Source organism: Streptomyces sp. NPDC049837, assembly GCF_040674455.1.
Lineage (GTDB): Bacteria > Actinomycetota > Actinomycetes > Streptomycetales > Streptomycetaceae > Streptomyces.
The window spans coordinates 290,185-310,151 of the sequence record NZ_JBFAMP010000007.1 but is presented as its reverse complement, the minus strand read 5'-3'; the positions used below and the strand labels follow the sequence as shown (position 1 = coordinate 310,151).

Here is a 19,967-nt window from a genome sequence, read left to right as displayed (position 1 = left end):
CGGAGTGACCCTGTGGAAACCACCACCAGCTTCGACCGCGAGATCCTGCACCTGCCCTTCCACGACGCGGGCCACCGGCGCCTCGCCGAGGAGATCGGCGCCTGGTGCGACGCCGGTACGGCGCTGTGGGAGAAGGTGCGCGCCATGGACCCGGACGACGCGGGGCGCACGCTCGCACGGCAGTTGGGCGAGGCGGGCTGGTTCGCCGCACTCGACCCGGCCGGTGCGCCGGAGGAGGCCCCCGGTGACGCCCGCGCGCTGTGCCTCATGCGGGAGGCGCTCGCGTACGCGGAGGATCTGGCGGACTTCGCTTTCTCCATCCAGGCGCTGGCGGCGACGCCGGTGATCCGGTTCGGGAGCGACGAGCAGCGCGGACGCTGGCTGCCCGCGCTGGCGCGGGGGGAGGCGATCGGAGCGTTCGCCGTGTCCGAGAAGGAGGCCGGCTCGGATCTCGCCGCCGTCGCCCTCGCCGCCGAACGCACCGGGGACGGCGGATACGTGCTGAACGGGCGCAAGGCGTGGATCGCCAACGGCACCATCGCGGACGTCGTGGTCGTGATCGCCCGTACCGGAGAGGGCCCGGGTCCGCTGGGGCTCACGGCCTTCCTGGTGCCGGTGGACACACCGGGGGTGGCCGCCGAACGGATCGACGCGGTCGCGCCCCGCTCGTTCGCGCACCTGTCGTTCACGGACGTCCGGCTGCCGGCGGGCGCCGTGCTCGGCCGGCCGGGCAAGGGCTTCGTCGTCGCGGTCGACCTGCTGGAGCGGTTCCGGATGACGGTGGGGGCGGCGGCGCTCGGGTTCGCGCGCCGGGCCGCCGACACGGCGCTCGCGCACACCCGGTCCCGGTCGGCGTACGGCGGCACGCTGTTCGACCTGCAGTTGGTCAAGGCGTCGCTCGCGGACATGGAGGTGAAGCTCAACGCGGCCGCCCTGCTCGTGGCGCGTGCCGCCTGGGAGTGCGACCGGGGCAACCGCGGCTACGCACGGCACTCCAACATCGCCAAGGTCCACGCCACGGAGTCGGCACAGGAGGTCGTCGACGCGGCGGTGCAGTTGCTCGGTGCCGCGGGGGTCGTACGCGACGGGGTCACGGAACGCCTCTACCGGCAGATCCGTTCCCTGCGGATCTACGAGGGCTCGACGGATGTGCTGCGGCTCGCGATAGCGGGCGCGCTGGACATGCGCCGCGCCGCACGCCCCACCACTCCCTGAACGACCGCCGGACACCGAGGAGTTCCGTTGACCACCCCGATCGAGGCAGTGCGACTGCCCGACCCCCGTCCCGTCTACGCGTCGCTGTTGCGCGAGCGTCCCTTCGCCTTCGACGAACGTGTCGGCGCGTGGGTGGCGGCCGACGCGGCGGCCGTGCGGACCGTGCTCGGCTCCCCCGCGCTGCGGGTACGGCCCCCGGCCGAACCGGTACCCGCCGGCATCACCGGGACCGCCGCCGGCGAGGTCTTCGGCGACCTGGTACGCATGACGGACGGCGATCTCCAGCGGCGGCTCAAGGCCGTGGTGACCGACGCGCTCGGGACCGTGGACGCCGGACGCACCCGCGCCCTGGCCGCCGGCCACACCCGCGACGCCCTGACCGTGCGTCAGGACCGTCCGGACCTGTTCCAGGACCTGATGTTCGGGGTGCCCGCGCGGACCGTCGCCTCGCTGTGCGGGCTCGACCGGGACGCGGGCGCGGAGGCTGCCCGGGCCATCGGGGACTTCGTCCAGTGCATCCCCGCGTCGGCGACACCCGAGCAGCAGCGGGCGGCCGCGGTGGCGGCGGCCGGGCTGCGGGAGCTCCTCGGCCCGGGCATCGAGGCTGGCGAGAGCGGTACGGGCCTGCTGGGCGACCTGGTACGAGCGGCGACCCGGGCCTCGTGGAGCGGCACCGCACCACTGCTCGCCAACGCCGTCGGCTTCCTGTCGCAGACGTACGACGCCACGGCCGGCCTCATCGGCAACACCCTCGTCGCCCTGGCGCGCGGCACCGCGAAGGTGCCGGGGACACCGGAGGAGACCGAGGCGCTGGTGCGGGAGATCGTGCGGTACGACGCGCCCGTGCAGAACACGCGCCGGTTCGCCGCCGAGCCCTTCGCGTACGCCGGGTCCACGGTGGAGCCGGGCGGTCAGGTCCTGGTCGTCCTCGCCGCCGCCAACCTCGACCCGGCCGTCAACCCGGACCCGCACGAACTGCGGCCCGGCCGGGCGGACCCGGTGGTGTTCACGTTCGGGGCCGGGGCGCACCGCTGCCCGGGCGAGGAGATCGCGGTGTCCATCGCCACGGCCGTGGCCGGTGAGCTGATCGCCGCCGGTCTCGCCCCCGGTGACCTGCCGCCGGAGCCGGAGTACCGGCCGCTCGCCAACGCCCGTATCCCGCTGCTCTGACGCCTCCGCACCCGCGTCACCGCCTGCCCCGCCCCTTCTCTCCCTGCCCCTCATCACGGACGAAAAGACACTCACCCATGCCGGACATGACCCACCTGTGGATGCGGCACGAATCCCGCGCGAGCGAACGCCGTGCGCCGCTCGTGCCCGAGGACGCCGCGAAGCTCGTCGCCCAGGGTGTGACGATCACCGTCGAGGAGTCGCCACAGCGCGCCTTCCCGCTCACCGACTACACCGCCGCCGGCTGCCGCACCGCTCCGGCGGGGAGCTGGGCCGACGCCCCCGACGACGTCTTCGTCGTCGGCCTGAAGGAGTTGCCCGCCGAGCCGAAGGAGCTGCGCCACCGGCACGTCTACTTCGGCCACGCCTACAAGGGCCAGTCGGGCGCCCGTGAGCTGCTCGGCCGCTTCACCGCGGGCGGCGGGGCGCTGCTGGACCTGGAGTACCTGACGGACGGCGCCGGGCGGCGGCTCGCCGCGTTCGGCTACTGGGCCGGGTACGTGGGTGCCGCACTCGCCGTGCTGCACCGGCGCGGGGCGCTGACTACACCGCTCACGCCCCTGGACAAGGCGCGATTGGACGCCCTCCTCGCCGCCGGCCCTGGCGGCCACGCCCACGCCGACGCCACCCGGGCCGTCGACGCCCTCGTCATCGGCGCGCTCGGCCGCAGTGGCCGGGGCGCGTGCGACGCGCTGGAGGCCGCCGGGATCAGCCCGGTGCGGTGGGACCTGGCGGAGACCCGGGACCTGGACCGCGCGGCCCTGCTCGACCAGGACATCCTCGTCAACACGGTCCTCGTGACCCGTCCCGTGCCGCCGTTCCTGCGGGCCGAGGACCTGGACGACCCGCGCCGCCGCGTCTCCGTCGTCGTGGACGTGACGTGCGACGTCACGTCGGAGTGCAACGTCCTGCCCGTCTACGACGAGATCACCGACTGGGAGCACCCGGCGCGCGCGCTGCGGGGCGGCGAACGGCCCCTCGACGTGATCGCGATCGACAACCTGCCGTCGCTGCTGCCGGTCGAGGCGAGCCGGGCGTTCTCGGCCGAGCTCGCGCCGCACCTGGCCGGGCTGGGCACGGGCGACCCGGTGTGGGAGCGCTGCCTGGACTTCTTCGAGACGGCCGTGCACGAGGACGGCATGGTCCGCGACCACGAGTTCGAGACCGAGGAGACCCACCCGTGACCACAACCCCTCCCGCCGCCGCGAGCGGCACCGTCCACTGGATCGGCACCGGCCTGTCCGTCGGCCGCTCGGGGCTCGGCCTGCTGTGTGAACGCGCCGCCCGCGTGGTGCTGTGGGACCGCACCGCGGACCGGGCCGCCGAACGCCTGGCGGCCCTCGGCCTCGCGGGCCGCGCCGAAGTGCGCGCCCTCGGGCCGGGCGCCCTGGAGAGCGAGGTGGGCGCCGGGGACGTGGTCGTGTCGATGCTGCCCGCCGCCGAGCACCCCCGCCTCCTGCGGCTCGCGATCGCCGCGCGGGCCCACTTCGCCTGCACGAGCTACGTGTCCGACGAACTGCGCCAGGAGGCCGCGCGGGCCGCCGGCATGGGCCTGGTGGCCCTCACGGAGGCCGGTCTCGACCCCGGCATCGATCACCTGATGGCCCATCAGCTCATCGAGCGGGCCCGCGAGGAGGCCGGTGACACCGCCGGGTCCGTGACCTTCACCTCGTACTGCGGCGGCGTGCCCGCCGTGCCGAACGACTTCCGCTACCGGTTCAGTTGGGCCCCGTACGGCGTGCTGGCCGCACTCGGCTCGCCCGCGCGCTACATCGCCGGCGGCGCCGAGCGCACGGCCCCGCACCCGTGGGAGGACACGCGGGAGCTGGTGGTCGGCGGGGAGACCTTCGAGGCCTACCCGAACCGCGACAGCGTGCCCTTCGTCGGCCAGTACGGCATTCCGGACGGCTGGCGCCTCGACACCTTCGTACGCGGCACGCTGCGCAACGCGGGCTGGCGGGCCGCCTGGACCGATGTGTTCGCGACCGTGCGCACCGGTGACGAGGCCCGGCTGCGGGCCCTCGCCAAGGAGCTCGCCCAGCGCCATCCGACGGGCGAGAACGACCGGGACCGGGTCGTGCTGTCGGTCGCGCTGGACGTGCGCGGAGCCGCGGGCGGCCGTGACTGGCGCGGGGCACGGCTGCTCGACCTCACGGGCGACGAGTCGGAGAGCTCGATGGCCCGCTGCGTCTCGCTGCCGCTCGCGTACGGCGTGACGCGCCTGCTGGCCGGTGCCCTGCCGGCGGGCCTCAACCGGGCGGCGGAATCCGTGGCCGAGGCCGGCCGCTGGCTCGACTTCCTGGCGGAGCACGGCGTGCGCACCGCCATCGACGACACCTTCTCACCAGGAGCACCCCAATGATCACGGACGCGACGACAGGCACCAGCATGGACACGAGCACCGGCATATCCGCCGGCCCGGGCGGCACGAGGCCGCGGGCCTTCGTCCTCACCGGGGCGTTCTGGGTCGTCTGCCGCAACCCCCGCTATCTGGAGGAACTCGCCGCACGCGGGCTGAAGGTCCTGCTCGTCACCCCGGAGAGCTACCGGGAGCACGCGCAGACCTGCCGCAAGGACCCGGAGCACCCGGCGTCCCTGATCGACGACATCGTGTACGTCGACGGGGCGCTCGACCAGGAGGGCTCGTTCACGCCGAGCTTCGTCGCGGGCGTACGCGCCTGGCGGGAGCGGTACGAGATCACCGGCGCGTACGCGGTCGGCGAGACGCTGGTGGAGCAGACGGGTCTGCTCTGCGACGCGCTGGGGCTGCGCGGACCGGGTCTGCGGGCCACGCGGGCCTGCCGCAGCAAGTACCTCCAGCGCTGGTACCTCGACGAGTTCAGCCCGGCGTCCCTGGTGATCCCGCCGGGGCGGCGCGAGGACGCGGACCTGACGGCGCTGCCGTACCCGGTGGTGGTCAAGCCCGCGACCCGGCACTCCAGTTCGGGCGTGGTGGCGGTCTCCGGCGCGGGCGCGCTGCGGTCGCTGCTGGCCACGTACCCCGAGTACGAGACGGTCCTCGTCGAACAGCAGGTGACGGGCCAGGAGTTCTCGGTGGAGAGCCTGGTGCAGGACGGCGAGGTGATCTTCGCGTCGGTGACCCGCAAGGAGACCACCGAGTCCCACGCCCGTACGTTCGTGGAGCTGTCCCACTCCGTGCCGAGCGCCGACGCGGACGCCGAGGGGCCGCTGCTGGAGGCGAACGGACGGATGCTCGCCGCGCTCGGCTTCCGCGACGGGATCGCGCACGCCGAGTGGCGTACCGGCGCGGACGGCAGGCCGTACCTGATGGAGGTCGCGGCCCGCACACCCGGCGACGGGCTGCTCGCCCTGTACCACCTGGCGACGGGCCGCCCGCTCGAACCGGAGATCGTGCGTATCGCACTCGGTGAGCCGGCCGCGTACCCGGCACCGCGCCGCTGGACCCGCCAGGTGTACCTGGAGCACGGCACCGGCACGCTGGAGGACGTCTCCGTCGACTGGCCGGGCGTCCGTCCGGTGTGGGTCGGCGACGGCGGGATGTGGCCGGAGCTCGTCCCGGGCCCGGCCGGTGACCCGGCGGCGCTGCGCGGGGTGCTGGTCCTCAAGGACCGGGGCGCGCCGCTCGCCCCGCTCGCCAGCTCGGACGACCGTGCCGTGACCTTCCTGCTCGACGCCCCGTCACCGCACGAACTGGACGCGCTGGAGCAGCGGGTGCGCGCGGCGGTGACCGTGACGACGGGTCCGGAGGCCGACGGTGTCCACTGAGGCGGAGCCGCGGAGCCGGGCCGGGGAGGAGTCCTTCACCGAGGCCGGGAACGGGCCCGGGACCGAGGCCGGGAAGGGCGTCGACGGGGGCGGCGCGGGCGAAGGAGCGCGGGAGCGGGTCCGGGTGTGGGCGACCTTCCGGGACGCGCCGCTCGCGGTCAGGACCGTGCTCGCGGGCGTGCTCGTCAACCGGCTCAGCGGCTTCCTCCACGTCTTCCTGGTGCTGTTCCTGACCGCGAAGGGCTTCTCCAAGGAGGACACGGTCGTCGCCCTCGGCGTGTACGGCGGCGGCGCGGTCGTCGGCTCCCTCGTCGGCGGCACGCTCGCGGACCGGATGGGTGTGCGCAACGCGACCGTGCTGTCGATGGGCAGCACCGCGGTGCTGACCGCCGCGCTGCTGTACCTGCCGAGCTTCGCGCTGGTGCTCGTCACCGTCGCCCTCGTCAGCCTGGGCGCGCAGTTGTTCCGGCCCGCGTCGGCGACGCTGATCGCCGATCTGACGGACGACGACCGGCAGATCATGGTCTTCGCGATGTACCGGTTCGGTCTGAACGTCGGCGCCACGGCCGCGCCGCTGCTCGGCTACGCCCTCTACCACGCGGGTGACCGCAGCTACACCCTGCTGTTCTGGGGCGAGGCCGTGATCGCCCTGGTGTACGCGGGCTTCGCCTGGGCGACCCTGCCCGGCGGGACGCGCACGGCGGCGGCCGGCGGCGCGGGCGAGGACCGGTCCCGTGCCGGGAAGGGCGGCCCGGCGGGGTACGCGGCGGTGCTCCGGGACCGCCGGTACGTGCTGTACCTGCTGGCCGCGCTGTGCCACGCGGCGGTCTACATGCAGTACCTGTCGACGCTGCCGCTGTACATGACGTCCGTCGGCATGGCGCTGTTCTGGTACACCTTCGCGGTCTCCCTCAACGGTGTCATCGTCATCGCCTTCGAACTGCTCGTCACCAAGCTCTCCCAGGACTGGTCCCTGAAGATCACGATCGGGCTCGGCTTCGCGCTGGTCGGCGCCGGGGTCGCCTTCTACGGGCTGCCGATCGGACCGGCCGCGATCGTGGTGGGCACCCTGATCTGGTCGCTCGGCGAGATCCTGGGCGGTCCGGCCGTGTTCGCCTACCCGGCGAAGGCGGGGCCGGAGCACCTGAGGTCCCGTTACATCGGCAGCTTCCAGTTCATGTTCGGCCTCGGTACGGCCCTGGGCCCGATGGCCGGCGGCTGGCTGTTCCTGCGGCTCGACGGGCTCGTCTGGCCGGTCATCGCGGTCGGGTCCCTGCTGGCCACGGTCCTCGGACTGATCGCGGTACGGCCCCGGCCCGAGGCCCGCACCGCTTAGGAACCGCGCCCGGCGCGCAGAGGGAAGCGCGAACGGCGCCCGCTCGGGCGGCGCTCCCGACACGGTGACACCACCCTCACCACCCCCGAACGCCCTCCCCTGCCCCCTCACGCGCCTTCGCCACCCTATTCCTCCTGATTCCTCCTGAATCCCCCCTGCTTGATCCCACCGCACTAAGGAGAGGTACGACCATGGGGCACGACCACATCCGGTCCGTACCGGCGCACTACCGATGCGTCGGCGTCGGCGTGGGCCCGGCCAACCTGAGCCTGGCCTCACTGCTGCACGGCCTGCCCGACATGCCGAATCTGTTCATCGACCGCAAGGAGTCCTTCACCTGGCACGACGGCCAGCAGATGCCCGGCAGCACCCTCCAGGTCTCCATGTTCAAGGACCTGGTGAGTCTCGCCGACCCGCGCAGTCCCTTCTCGTTCCTGAACTACCTGCACGAGCAGGGCCGCGTGTACCACTTCCTGAACGCCCAGTTCGACGACGTACCCAGGATGGAGTTCCGCAACTACCTGGCCTGGGCGAGCCGCCGCAACGAGAACCTCGCCTTCGGCGAGAGCGTCCTGGAGGTGGACTTCCACGACGACGTGTTCAGGGTGCGCACGGACCGCCGTACCGTCACGGCGGACAACGTGGTCCTCGGTGTGGGCAGCGAGCCGTGGCTGCCGGAGCAGGTGCGCGACAAGCTCGGCCCGACGCAGTTCCACATCGGCCAGTACATGGACATGGCCCAGGACCTCGCGGGCAAGCGGGTCGTCGTCGTGGGCGGCGGCCAGTCCGGCGCCGAGGCGGTCCTCGATCTGATCTCGCGGCCGGCGGCCGACCTGCCGCGCCGGGTGTCGTGGATATCGCGGCGCCGCAACTACTTCCCCATCGACGACTCGCCGTTCACCAACGACTACTACATGCCCTCCCACGCCGACTACTTCTACGGTCTGCGGCGCGAGGCCCGTGAGGCGTTCAACGCCCAGCACATCCTCACCAGCGACGGTGTCTCCGAGTCGACCCTGCGGGACATCTACCAGAGCATCTACGTGCACCGGTTCATCGAGGGCAGGCCGGACCTCGTGGGTCTGCACCCCAACCGTGAGGTCACCTCGGTCACCGCCGCGCCGTACGGCGGGTGGGAGGTCGCCGCGCGGCACAACGACGAGCCGGACGCCGCCGAGCTGTACGAGGCGGACACGGTGATCTGGGCGACCGGTTTCCGCCCGGCCCGCACGGACTTCCTCGCGCCGATCGCCGACCGGCTGGAGCGTGACGGCGACGAGCTGCGCATCGACGAGGACTACGCGGTGCTGTGGGACGGGCCGAGCAACCGGCGGATCTTCGTGCAGAACGCGGCACGGGGCCAGCGCGGCCTCGCCGACCCCAACCTCAGCCTCAACGCCTGGCGCAGCAGGCGCATCGCCGACCGGCTGTGCGGGGTGCGGAGCGACGAGCAGCTCGCCTCGTTCATCGAGTGGTCCAGCAAGGCCGTCGCCCCCGGTGCGCAGTCCCGGTGGAGCGCGTGATGGGGCGCGCCACGGACACGGATGTGGCGGTGGTCGGGGCCGGGGTGCTCGGCTGCCTGATCGCGCGCCGGATCCTCGACTCGGCGCCGCGGACGCGGGTGACCGTGCTCGACCGGGACCTGATCGCCAGTGGTGCGACCCGCAGGTCGGCCGGGCTGCACTTCCCGCGCGGCGCGTCGGCCCGGGTGCGGGCCATGGCGTCCGAGAGCCAGCGGTACTACGCGGCGCTCAAGGCCGAGCGGCCCGGTCTGCCCATCCACGCGGTCGGCATGACGGTCGTGGCCCGGGAGTCGGCGCGGGACGAGCTCGCGGAGGTGTACCTGCCGGAGGCGCGGCTGCGCCGGGTCGAGGCGGTGCCGGGCGGCATCGCCCGGGTGCCGGACGGCCACGCTGCCTGGGACGGTGACGGCTGCCAGTACGCGGACGTAGCCGCTCTGACGCAGGCGCTCGCCGTGGAGCTCCGGCCCCGGGCCGACTTCCGCGAGGCCACCCCGGTGACCGGCGTCGAGCCCGGCGCGGACGAGGTCCGGCTGACGCTCGGCACCGGCGACATCCTGACCGCGCGTCAGGTCGTCCTCGCCCCCGGGCCGTGGCTGGACGAGCCGGCCTGGGCGGACCTCGTACGGCCGCTCGGGGCGCGCGTGAAGAAGATCGTCGCCCTGCACATCGAACGGACGCCCCGGCCGGACGACCGGGTCGTGGTCTTCCACGACCAGGACGCCTTCCTGCTGCCGCTGCACCACCGGGGCCACTGGCTGTTCAGCTACACCTGCCAGGAGTGGGACGTCACCCCGGAGACCGCGGGCCCCGGCCTGTCGCCCGCGCACCGCGCCGAGGCGCTGGAGCTGCTGCGCCGCTACGCGCCGGCGCTCGCCGGCGACCGCGTGTCGGGCCGGGTCTTCTGCGACGCGTACGGGCCGGATTCCGCCCCGCTGGTCCAGCCGGTCACCGACGACGGACGTGTGGTGTTCGCGGGCGCCGCCAGCGGCTCCGGATACCGCCTGGCACCGGCCGTCGCGGGCGACGTCCTCGCCGCGCTCGCGCTCCCCTCCCGCGCGCCCGCCTCCCTCGCGCCTTCGAAAGGACATTGACGTGATCATCAATACCTACGACCCCGGAGTCCTCCACGAGGCGTTCGGGATCGACATGAGCTCCATCGACGGCATCGGGGTCGGCGCCGGCTGGGGTCGTGTCGCCCCGGGCCGTTCCTCCGACAGCCACCACCACGACGAGACCGAGTTCTTCGTGATCGTCGCCGGTCGCGGCGAGTTCGAGGTGGACGGCGAGCGGCATCCGGCCGAGCCCGGCACCGTCGTCCTGTTCGAGCCATTCGAGTCGCACGTGCTGACGAACACCGGCGACACGGATCTCGTGTTCCTCACGCAGTACTGGCGCGACGCCGGGCGTGCCCTCGCCGCCGCCGGGGACGGAGAACGCGCCGCGTTCGGCGAGCGGCCCGTGTTCGTGTTCTCCACTCCCCCGACGCCCAACGGGGATCTGCACCTCGGGCACCTGTCGGGCCCGTACCTCGGCGCGGACGCGTTCGTGCGGTTCCAGCGCATGAACGGCACCCGGGCCTGGCACCTGACCGGCAGCGACGACTACCAGAGCTATGTGGTGGCCGCCGCCCGCCGCGACGGCCGCACCCCCGCCGAGACCGCCGCGCACTACAGCGCGGAGATCGAGCGGACGCTGGAGCTGATGGACATCACCCTCGACCAGTACACGGTGACGGACACCGCCGAGGGTTACCGCGACGGCCTGCGCGACTTCTTCTCGCGTGTCGTCGCATCCGGTGAGGTGAAGGTCGAGGAGCACGACAGCCTGTTCGACGCGACGACCGGCCAGTACCTGTACGAGGTCGACGTCAAGGGTCTGTGCCCGGGCTGCGGTTCGGGCACGGGCGGCAACATCTGCGAGGAGTGCGGGGAGCCCAACACGGTCGTCGACCTCGGCCAGCCGGTCTCCGGTGTGTCGGACGCGGCGCCGCGCCGGGCGCCCGCGGCCCGCTGGTCGCTGCCGCTGCACGCGTTCCGCGACCGGGTCGCGGCGCACCACCGGCTCGGCCGGGTCCCCGCGCGGGTGCGGGAGCTGGCCGACCGGCTGTTCCGCCGTGACCGCCTCGACATCCCGGTCAGCCACCCCTCGGACTGGGGTGTGCCGCCCGCCGAGGGCGATGTCGACGGTCAGGTCATCTGGGTGTGGCCCGAGATGTCCTACGGGTTCCTGCACGGCATCCAGTCGCTCGGCGCGCGGCTCGGCGAGGACTGGCGGGCCGCCGAACCGCACCAGGACTGGAAGATCGTCCACTTCTTCGGCTACGACAACAGCTTCTACCACGGTGTGCTGTATCCGACGCTGTACCAACTGGCGTTCCCCGGCTGGAACCCCGACATCGACTACCACGTCAACGAGTTCTACACACTGGAGGGCGCCAAGTTCTCCACCAGCAGGCGGCACGCGATCTGGGGCAAGGAGATCCTCGGCCCGGACTCCGTGGACGCGGTGCGCTACTTCCTCTCGCGCACCCGTCCCGAGGGCCGCCGCACCGACTTCACGCGCGCCGCGTACGAGTCGGTGCTGGACGAGACCCTGATCGGTACCTGGCAGAGCTGGCTGACCGACCTGGGCGCCCGGGTCGCCAAGCACTACGACGGTACGGCGCCCGACGCCGGGAACTGGACGCCTGAGCACACGGCGTTCCTCGCCCGGCTCGGCGCCCGGCTCGACGCGGTCACGGGCGCGCTGCGCTCCGACGGTTTCTCGCTGAACCAGGCGGCGGCCGAGCTCGACGGGATCGTCGAGGACACCGTTCGCTTCTCCCACCAGGAGGGCCGGCTCGCGGAGGTGGCGGGCTGGGAGTCGGAGACCCGTACCGCGATCGCGCTGGAACTGGCGGCGGCGCGGCTGCTCGCACACGCGGCGGCACCGGTGATGCCGCGCTTCGCGGGCCGGCTCGCGGCCGCGCTCGGCATGCCGGAGCCCACCGCGTGGCCCCGGGCCGTGGAACTCGTCGCGCCGGGCTCCGCGATCACCCTCGACGACGCCGTGTTCTTCCGTCCGGCCGGTGCCACCCAGGCGCCCGCGCCCGGTGCGTCCCCGGTGCTGCCGTGGCTCGCCGGCGTCGTGCGCGGCGCGCTGCAACTCCCCGACGACGAGGCGATCGAGGGCCGGCCGCCGGCCGACCTCGCGATGAGTTCCCTCCAGGCGGTGACCGTGCAGTACCGCATCCTCGACGAGCTGGACGTCGACGTCGCCGTGGACGAGCTGCTGGGCGCCACCGGGCTGGCCGCACTGGCCACCCTGATCGAGGAGCGCGCCGAGCCGGCCGCCATCGCCGCGCTGCGCGAGGCGGACGCGTCATGACGTACACGGATGTGCTGCGCGAGATCGCCGAACGGGGCCTCACCTGCGGGCTCGCCGGAGACGACCTGCGGCTGCACGGCGACCGCGCCCGGATGGACGCCGAGTTCATCGCCCGGGTGAAGAGCGTCAAGGCGGAGCTGATCGCGCACCTGGCCAAGGAGCAGCTCACGGCCGGTTTCCCGCTGTCCCCGCTCCAGCGCAGCTACCTGCTGGGCCGCAGCGGCATCTTCGAGATCGGGGACGTGGCGAGCCACGTGTACCACGAGATCGAGGGCGCGTGGGACGTCGGCCGGCTGCAGACGGCGCTGGAGGCGGTCGTCGACGCGCACAGCGCGCTGCGGTCGCGGTTCGTGTCCGACGAGCGTCAGGTCACCGAGTACACGCCGTACGGGCCGCGCATCGAGCGGCTGGACCTGCGCCGGGAGAGTCCCGAGGCCCAGGAGCGGATCCTGGCGGAGCTGCGCGAGAAGCGCTCGCACCGCATCCTCCCGGCGGACCGGGTCCCCCTGATCGCCGCCGAGGTGACGATCCTCGCGGACGACCGGATGGTGCTCCACGTCAGCCACGACGGGCTCGTCATGGACGGCTTGAGCATGTTCCTGTTCTTCCGCGCCTGGTGGCAGGCGTACGACACGGGCCGCGCGCCCGCTACCGACGAACTGCCGTACGAGGAGTACATCGCGGCCGTCGAGGCACACCGGGGCAAGGCCGTCGCCCGGCGCTCGCGCGACTACTGGCTCGCCCGTGTCGACGACCTCGCCCCGCACCCGGACCTGCCGCTCGCCACGAGCCCGTCGGCCCTGACGTCCTCCAGGTTCACGCAGCGCGCGGTGCGGCTCGACGCGTCCGCGTGGTCGGCGCTGAAGAAGCGTGCCGGGCAGGCCGGACTGACCCCATCGGCCGTCGTGTTCGCCGCGTACGCGGAAGCCCTGTCCACGTGGGGCGCGGGCCGGCGGTTCACGGTGACGACGACGGTCGCGAACCGGCCGCCGGTCCACCCGCAGATGCCGTACGCGATCGGGCAGTTCTCCGACACGATGCTCGTCGAGGCGGACGTGGACCGCTCGGTGACGTTCGAGGAGCGGGCCCGCGCGCTCCAGAGCAGGCTGCGCAGCGATCTGGACCACCGCCACTTCTCCGGTATCGAGGTGATGCAGGAGCTGGCACGGCGGCGCGGGGGCGTGGCGGGTGCCCGGATGCCGTTCACGTTCAACAGCGCCATCGGGCACGGGGATGCCGACGGGTCGGCGCTGGAGCTGTTCGGCACCGAGGTCTTCACGGTCAGCCAGACCCCGCAAGTGTGGCTGAACGCCTTCGCGATGGAACAGCACGGCGGGCTCGTCGTGCAGTTGGACGGGATCGACGAGCTGTTCCCCGAGGGCCTGCTCGACGCCCTCGCGCACGGCTTCGGCACCCTCCTCGAAGCGCTCACGGAGGACGAGGCATGGGCCCGGCGCTCCTTCGTCCTGCTGCCCCCCGAGCAGCGGGAGCGGCGCGCGGCGGCCAACGACACGGCCGGGCCGCTGCCGCGGACGATGCTCGGCGACGACTTCGTCGCCCGGGCCCGCAGCGCGCCGGACGCGGCCGCGATCCTCACGTCGTCGGGCACGGTGACGTACGGGGAACTCCTCGACCGGGCGGCGCGTGCCGCGGCCTGGCTGCGGGAGCGGGGGGTGGCGCGGGACGAACTGGTGGGTCTGGTCATGCACCGGGGCCCGGAGCAGATCGTCGGCATCCTGGCGACGGTTCTCGCGGGCGGGGCGTACCTGCCCGTGGACGCGAGCCTTCCGGCCGCGCGGCAGGAGTACATGCTGCGCGACGGGCGGGTGCGCCACGTGCTGACGAACGCCGGGTGGACGGACCCGGACGGCGAGCGCGAGGTGCTGCCGCTCGACGTGACCGCCCCGCCGGCCGGTGACCCGGTCCAGGTGCCGGATCGGCTGCCGGACTCCGGGCCGGAGGACCTGGCGTACGTGCTGTACACCTCGGGTACGACCGGTGCGCCCAAGGGCGTGATGGTCAGTCACCTGAACGTGGCCAATGTCGTCGCCGACTGCCACGAGCGGTTCGGCATCGCCGCATCGGACCGGTTCTTCGCGATCAGCGCGTTCAACTTCGACCTGTCGGTGTGGGACGTGTTCGGCGCGCTGTCCGCGGGGGCGGCGCTGGTCATGCCGGACCGGGACAAGGCCGTCGACCCCGCCCACTGGCTGGAGCTGTGCCGCCGGTTCGGGGTCAGCGTGTGGAACTCGGTGCCCGCGATCGTCAACCTGCTGCACGACCAGGCCGTCGCCCAGGCCGAGGTGCCCCCCGCCCTGCGGCTCGTGATGATGAGCGGCGACCGCATCCCGCCCGCGCTGCCCGCCGCGCTGCGGCGCCTGAAGCCGGCGCTGGACGTGGTCTCGCTGGGCGGACCGACCGAGACGACGATCTGGAACATCCTGCACCCGGTGGGCGCCGACGAGGACGGCAGCGAGTCCATCCCGTACGGGAGGCCCAACGCCAACAACCGGGCGTACGTCCTGGACGCCGACGGGCTCGACGCACCGGACTGGGTGACCGGCGAGATCTGCGCGGCGGGCACGGGTCTCGCGCGCGGCTACTGGCGCGACGAGGAGCGCACCGCCGAGCGGTTCTTCCTCGACGAGGCGCGCGGCGAGCGGATGTACCGCACGGGCGACCTGGGCCGTTACCTCCCGAACGGTGAGATCGCGATCCTGGGCCGAGGCGACTTCCAGATCAAGGTCAACGGCTACCGCATCGAGGCGGGCGAGGTCGAGACCCGGCTCGTCGCCGTCGACGGGGTCGGGAAGGCGGTGGTCGCCGGGGTACCGGGGGCCCGTGGCGACCGGCTCGTGGCGCACCTGGTGCCCAGCGGTTCCGGCCGGCCGCCGGCGGCGGAGCTGCGCACGGAGCTGCGCGCCGATCTGCCGGACTACATGGTGCCGTCGGTCTTCGTGTGGCACGACGAGCTGCCGCTGACCCGTAACGGCAAGGTCGACCGGTCGAAGCTCGCGCAGCTCCCCGTGGACGAGGAGGAGCCGGCCGCCACCGGGGCTCCGGGCGCGGACAACGGGCCCGCCGACGACACCGAGCGGGCGCTGGTGGAGATCTGGGCGTCGGTGCTGCGCCGGGAGAGCGTCGGTGTGAACAGCGGCCTGTCCGCACTCGGCGGTGACTCCATCGCGGCGGCGCGGATTCTGACGGCCGTCCGCAAGAAGTTCGGTGTGTCGCTGACCCTGGACGAGTTCGCGGAGCTGGAGACGGTCCGTGCCATGGCGCCCGTGGTGGCGAAGGGCACGCGGGCACCGGAGGGCACACAGTGATGACGGAGAACCTGCTGGACCGCGTGATCGGGTCGCCCCCGCTCGCCGGCCGGATCACCTTCGCCCGGCTGGTCGGCTCGGAGAGCCTGCCGCTTGGTGAACTGTACGAGCGGGCGGGCCGGGTGGCCCGGTGGCTGCGCGGCCGCGGCATCGGCCCGGGCGACCGGATCGGCATCCTCGCGGCGAACTGCCTGGAGTGGGTGCTGCTCGATCTCGCGGCACTGCGGCTGAAGGCGGAGACGGCCGGGTTCGAGCCCGGCAAGTTCGAGCCGACGGCCGAGCTGATGAGGCGTTACGGGATCACGCTGCTGTTCACGGACCGCACGGCGGACATGGCGGACACGCCGGGCACGGTGTCGATGGAGGGGGTGCGGGCCGCGTCGGAGGGCGGGGCCGCCTCCGAGGGGCAGGCGGCCGACGACGCTCCGCTGCCGCCCGTGTCGTGGGGGCCGCGTGAGGTGACCACCATCAAGTTCACCTCCGGGAGCACCGGTGAGCCGAAGGGGCTCGGTGCGACGGCGGGCAGCATCAACAGCTCGCTCGCCGCCGTGCAGGAGATCTTCGCGCACAAGCCGGACGACGACCTGTTCGTGTTCCTGCCGCTGTCCCTGCTCCAGCAGCGCTACTGGGTCTACTCGGCGCTGCTGCACGGCCACGACGTCACGATCACCACCTACGAGGCGGCCTTCGCGGCGCTGCGCCGGGTGCGGCCCACCGTGGTGATGGGGGTGCCCGCCCTCTACGAGACGGCGAAACGGCAGATCGAGGCCCGGCTCGCGCGAGGAAAGGACGGCAACCGGCCGGAAGAGGCCGCGCGGGCCGTGTTCGGCGACCGGATCCGCTACCTGTGGACCGGCTCCGCACCCGCGAACCCGGACACGCTGCGCTTCTTCACCGAGGCGGGCCTGCCCATCTACGAGGGGTACGGGCTCAACGAGACGTGCATCGTCGCCAAGAACCACCCGGGCGCGAGCCGGGAGGGCAGCGTCGGCCGGGTGCTGCCCGGCAAGCAGGTGCTGATCGGCGACGACGGACTCGTCCGGGTGCGCAGCGAGTACCCCGTCAACACCCATTACGCGTACGCCAGGCCGGGCGACTCGGAGCGGATCTTCGAACCCGACGGCACGGTGAGGACCGGGGACCTCGGCCGGCTCGACGAGGACGGGTTCCTGTACATCCTCGGCCGGGCCGACGACGTGATCGTCCTCGACAACGGCAAGAAGGTCGTCGTCCGGCCGATCGAGGAGCGGATGAAGGCGGACCCGGCGATCGCCGAGTGCGTCGTGTTCTGCCCCGCCCAGACCGAACTGGTCGCCGTCGTCTCGCCGGCGTCGGTGCCCGCCGACAGGGACGCCATCGCGGCCCGGCTCGCCCTGGCCAACGCCTCGCTGTCCGCGGACGAGCGGATCAGCCGGGTCGTCGTCGCGGACACCCCGTTCAGCATCGAGAACGGGCTGCTCACCTCCCAGTACAAGCCGAAGCGGCGACAGATCCTCGCCGCCCACCACACCGCCGTACACGACAGCACGGAAGGCATCCATGCGCACTGACACGCGAACCGAAGAGATCCGTACCGAAGACGCCCGTACCGAAGACGCCCGCACCGAGGACGTCCGCACCGCCATCGAGGCGGCCGCCCGCGAGCAGCTCTCGGCCGTGCTCACCCCCGAGGTGGCTCCCGAAGCACTCGACCCGGACGCCGACATGGTCGCCGCCTACGGGCTGACCTCGCTCAACAAGGTGCTCTTCCTGACCGAGGTGTGCGAGGCCACCGACGTGGACCTCGCCCACTTCACCGAGCACGACCTCGCGGCGATGAAGACGCTGCGCGACGTCACCGACGCACTGACCCGTCACACCGGCAAGGGAGTCTGACCACCATGGGCATCGAGACGAACTGGGCGGCGGACGCCCCCGCCGTTCTGGAGAACGACCGGGTGCGGCTGGCCCCGGTCACCGAGGCCGACCGTGAGCCGGTCCGGGCCGTGGCCATGGACCCGGACATCTGGCGGTACTTCGTCGCCGCCGTGACGGACGAGACCGACTTCAAGGAGTTCTTCGACACCGGCCTCGCCGACCAGGCGGAGGGGCGGCGCGTGGTGTTCGTCATCACGGACAAGGAGTCGGGCCGGGTGGCGGGCAGCATGAGCTACGGCAACATGGCCGAGGCCGACCGCCGGCTGGAGATCGGGTGGTCCTGGCTCGGCCGTGACTTCCGCGGCCAGGGCATCAACCGATGGGCGAAGTACCTGCTTCTGGAACACGCCTTCGAACGGTTGGGTGCCGAGCGCGTGGAGTTCAAGACCGACGTGCTGAACATCCAGGCGCGGCGCGGGCTGTCCAACATCGGTGCCGTGGAGGAGGGCACGCTGCGCAGCTTCAACTACATGCCGGGCGGCCGGCGCAGGGACGCCGTCTTCTACAGCGTCCTGCGCGCCGAGTGGCCGCGGGTGAAGCAGGAGCTGGCGACGCGGCCGAAGGTCACCCCGAAGGCGCCGGAGGCATGAGCGGGCACACGGCCGTCCCGTTCGTCAGGGCCGCCGGTGACCCGTACACCGTCGGCCGGACGCACGGCGCGGCACTCGCGACAACCCTCCGGGCCTTCCTCGGGGACTCGCTCGCCCGGCTGAACAAGGTGCTGCCGGAGCCGGTGACCCTCGACGGCCTGCGTCCCACGATCGCCGCACACCGGGCGGAGATCACGGCGGCGCTGCCCGGCGTCGCGGAGGAGGTCGCTGGCCTCGCGGCGGGGGCGGGCATCACCGAGGACGAGGCATGGCTCCTGCAGTTGCGGCGGGAGATCATGGGCTACCGGAAGGTGCCCACCGCCGGTGACTGCACGACCTGGGCGCTCGCGGGGTCCGACCCCGCGGGCCCCGCCCTCGCCCAGACCGTCGATCTGAACGGCGACCTGGACGACGTGATCAGCGTCCTGGAAGTGTCGCCCGCCCACTCGCCGCGCCGCTCCCTCGTCCTCAGCTTCGGCGGCCTGCTCGGCTATCTGGGCATCAACAGCGACGGCCTGGCCGTGGGTCTCAACCTCGTGCTGGGCGGCGACTGGAAACCGGGCGTGCCCCCGTACCTGGCGATCCGTCATCTCCTGGACACGGCGGGCGGTGTGGAGGAGGCCCTGAAGGTCCTCGCCGGTCTGCCCCTCGCCAGTTCCCGCTCCCTGACCCTGTGCGACCGGGAGCGGGCCCTGTGGATCGAAGTCCTCGACGACGACCTGCGCGTCCACGAGGCGGAACGGACGGTCCACACGAACCACTTCCTGCACCCGGACTTCGTGACGGCCGACGAGATCAACGTGTTCGCGCGCAACTCGTCCGCACGACGCCTGCGCGCGGCGACCGACGGCCTGGCCGGACTGGGCGCGGGCGCCGGCCCGGAGGAGCACTTCGCCCTGCTCTCCCGGCCGCCGATCCGCGTCCCCGACCGGGGCGACATCCGGGCCGAACGCACCGTGGCCGCGGCGGTGCTGCTGCCCGCCGAGGGCCGGCTGCACCTCCGGCCCGGCGACCCGGCCCTGTCCCGGACGCAGGTCTTCACCCTGTGACCGGCGCGGCACGGATGGACGCCTGGCTGGTGGACCTCGACGCGGCCGACGCGGCGCGGCTGCTCGACCACCGGCCGGGCGGCCTCACCGAGGAGGAGGCGCGCCGCTTCGAGTCCTTCGAGAACGAGGAGGCGGCGCGCCGCTTCCTGCGTACCAGGCGGACGGTACGGCACCTCGTGGCGGACTGGCTGGGGCTGGCGCCGTCCGAGGTCCGCATCGCCCACGGGCCCACCGGGAAGCCCTACCTGCCGGACCATCCGGGGCGTCACATCAGTTGGTCGCGCTCGGACGGACTGCTCCTGCTGTGCGCGGCGGCCTACGGGCCCATCGGCGTGGACGTGGAGGTGATCCGCCCGGTCCCCTCGGCGCTCGACGTCCTGTCGTTCGTCGTCCCCGACCTCCCGCCGGAGGCCGCCCCGGAGTCCTTCTTCCCGGCCTGGACCCTCCTGGAGGCGGCGGTCAAAGCCACGGGCCAGGGCCTCGCCCAAGGCGCGAAGTCGGTGAACCTGACCTTCACGGCCGGCGGCACGGTCGAGTTCCGTGGCATAGCGGGCCACGCCCCGGGCACCTGGCACGCCCGCACCACCATCCTCCCGACGGCTCGCACCCCCACCACGGCCATGGCCTCCTTCGTCGCACCGATGGCCCTGGAGTCGGTGGGGGTCCGCCGCTGGCCCGGGGACTGTGGGCGTCCTCCCGACAACGGACCATGATGGTCGCGACCCGAC

15 protein-coding genes are annotated in these 19,967 nt (G+C 73.0%); all 15 read left to right on the top strand.

Features of this window, described 5'->3' with window-relative positions; translation table 11 throughout:
• Positions 1-12: 12 nt before the first annotated feature.
• The 15 genes from AB0J57_RS21495 to AB0J57_RS21425 all read left to right on the top strand — a co-directional run bounded on the left by AB0J57_RS21495 (position 13) and on the right by AB0J57_RS21425 (position 19,952).
• A complete protein-coding gene (locus tag AB0J57_RS21495; protein ID WP_366129849.1) occupies positions 13-1,215 on the top strand; it encodes an acyl-CoA dehydrogenase family protein in 1,203 nt (400 codons plus the stop codon).
• A gap of 27 nt (positions 1,216-1,242) precedes the next feature.
• The gene (locus AB0J57_RS21490) at positions 1,243-2,385 is read left to right on the top strand and encodes a cytochrome P450 (protein ID WP_366129848.1); all 1,143 of its coding nucleotides are present in this window, start codon (positions 1,243-1,245) and stop codon (positions 2,383-2,385) included.
• A gap of 86 nt (positions 2,386-2,471) precedes the next feature.
• Positions 2,472-3,569, top strand: a complete 1,098-nt coding sequence (locus tag AB0J57_RS21485; RefSeq protein ID WP_366129917.1) for a saccharopine dehydrogenase — start codon at positions 2,472-2,474, stop codon at positions 3,567-3,569.
• Entirely contained in the window at positions 3,566-4,747 is a 1,182-nt protein-coding gene (locus AB0J57_RS21480) for a saccharopine dehydrogenase family protein (protein WP_366129847.1), read from the top strand. The genes AB0J57_RS21485 and AB0J57_RS21480 overlap by 4 nt, the downstream gene beginning before the upstream one ends.
• Positions 4,744-6,132 carry an ATP-grasp domain-containing protein gene (locus tag AB0J57_RS21475; RefSeq protein ID WP_366129846.1) on the top strand — a complete coding sequence of 463 codons (1,389 nt, stop codon included), beginning with the start codon at positions 4,744-4,746 and terminating at the stop codon, positions 6,130-6,132. Before AB0J57_RS21480 ends, AB0J57_RS21475 begins: the two co-directional genes overlap by 4 nt.
• Complete coding sequence (locus AB0J57_RS21470) at positions 6,122-7,468, top strand: MFS transporter (RefSeq protein WP_366129845.1); 1,347 nt, start codon at positions 6,122-6,124, stop codon at positions 7,466-7,468. The genes AB0J57_RS21475 and AB0J57_RS21470 overlap by 11 nt, the downstream gene beginning before the upstream one ends.
• Before the next feature lie 191 nt (positions 7,469-7,659).
• Positions 7,660-8,991 carry a SidA/IucD/PvdA family monooxygenase gene (locus AB0J57_RS21465; protein WP_366129844.1) on the top strand — a complete coding sequence of 444 codons (1,332 nt, stop codon included), beginning with the start codon at positions 7,660-7,662 and terminating at the stop codon, positions 8,989-8,991.
• A complete protein-coding gene (locus tag AB0J57_RS21460; RefSeq protein ID WP_366129843.1) occupies positions 8,991-10,082 on the top strand; it encodes an FAD-dependent oxidoreductase in 1,092 nt (363 codons plus the stop codon). Before AB0J57_RS21465 ends, AB0J57_RS21460 begins: the two co-directional genes overlap by 1 nt.
• A gap of 1 nt (position 10,083) precedes the next feature.
• Positions 10,084-12,357, top strand: a complete 2,274-nt coding sequence (locus AB0J57_RS21455; protein WP_366129842.1) for a class I tRNA ligase family protein — start codon at positions 10,084-10,086, stop codon at positions 12,355-12,357.
• Positions 12,354-15,683 carry an amino acid adenylation domain-containing protein gene (locus AB0J57_RS21450; protein WP_366129841.1) on the top strand — a complete coding sequence of 1,110 codons (3,330 nt, stop codon included), beginning with the start codon at positions 12,354-12,356 and terminating at the stop codon, positions 15,681-15,683. The genes AB0J57_RS21455 and AB0J57_RS21450 overlap by 4 nt, the downstream gene beginning before the upstream one ends.
• Positions 15,683-17,233, top strand: a complete 1,551-nt coding sequence (locus AB0J57_RS21445) for an AMP-binding protein (protein ID WP_366129840.1) — start codon at positions 15,683-15,685, stop codon at positions 17,231-17,233. The genes AB0J57_RS21450 and AB0J57_RS21445 overlap by 1 nt, the downstream gene beginning before the upstream one ends.
• Entirely contained in the window at positions 17,223-17,558 is a 336-nt protein-coding gene (locus tag AB0J57_RS21440; RefSeq protein ID WP_366129839.1) for an acyl carrier protein, read from the top strand. Before AB0J57_RS21445 ends, AB0J57_RS21440 begins: the two co-directional genes overlap by 11 nt.
• A gap of 5 nt (positions 17,559-17,563) precedes the next feature.
• Entirely contained in the window at positions 17,564-18,190 is a 627-nt protein-coding gene (locus tag AB0J57_RS21435; protein ID WP_366129838.1) for a GNAT family N-acetyltransferase, read from the top strand.
• Positions 18,187-19,239, top strand: coding sequence for a C45 family peptidase (locus tag AB0J57_RS21430; RefSeq protein WP_366129837.1), 1,053 nt, complete (start codon positions 18,187-18,189; stop codon positions 19,237-19,239). Before AB0J57_RS21435 ends, AB0J57_RS21430 begins: the two co-directional genes overlap by 4 nt.
• Complete coding sequence (locus AB0J57_RS21425) at positions 19,236-19,952, top strand: 4'-phosphopantetheinyl transferase superfamily protein (RefSeq protein WP_366129836.1); 717 nt, start codon at positions 19,236-19,238, stop codon at positions 19,950-19,952. The genes AB0J57_RS21430 and AB0J57_RS21425 overlap by 4 nt, the downstream gene beginning before the upstream one ends.
• Positions 19,953-19,967: the final 15 nt, after the last annotated feature.

Bases quoted from the DNA above. Each gene is read 5' to 3' on its own strand.
- AB0J57_RS21440 (WP_366129839.1), top strand. From the start codon at position 17,223: ATGCGCACTGACACGCGAACCGAAGAGATCCGTACCGAAGACGCCCGT.
- AB0J57_RS21430 (WP_366129837.1), top strand. From the start codon at position 18,187: ATGAGCGGGCACACGGCCGTCCCGTTCGTCAGGGCCGCCGGTGACCCG.
- AB0J57_RS21465 (WP_366129844.1), top strand. From the start codon at position 7,660: ATGGGGCACGACCACATCCGGTCCGTACCGGCGCACTACCGATGCGTC.
- AB0J57_RS21485 (WP_366129917.1), top strand. From the start codon at position 2,472: ATGACCCACCTGTGGATGCGGCACGAATCCCGCGCGAGCGAACGCCGT.
- AB0J57_RS21445 (WP_366129840.1), top strand. From the start codon at position 15,683: ATGACGGAGAACCTGCTGGACCGCGTGATCGGGTCGCCCCCGCTCGCC.
- AB0J57_RS21435 (WP_366129838.1), top strand. From the start codon at position 17,564: ATGGGCATCGAGACGAACTGGGCGGCGGACGCCCCCGCCGTTCTGGAG.
- AB0J57_RS21460 (WP_366129843.1), top strand. From the start codon at position 8,991: ATGGGGCGCGCCACGGACACGGATGTGGCGGTGGTCGGGGCCGGGGTG.
- AB0J57_RS21475 (WP_366129846.1), top strand. From the start codon at position 4,744: ATGATCACGGACGCGACGACAGGCACCAGCATGGACACGAGCACCGGC.
- AB0J57_RS21450 (WP_366129841.1), top strand. From the start codon at position 12,354: ATGACGTACACGGATGTGCTGCGCGAGATCGCCGAACGGGGCCTCACC.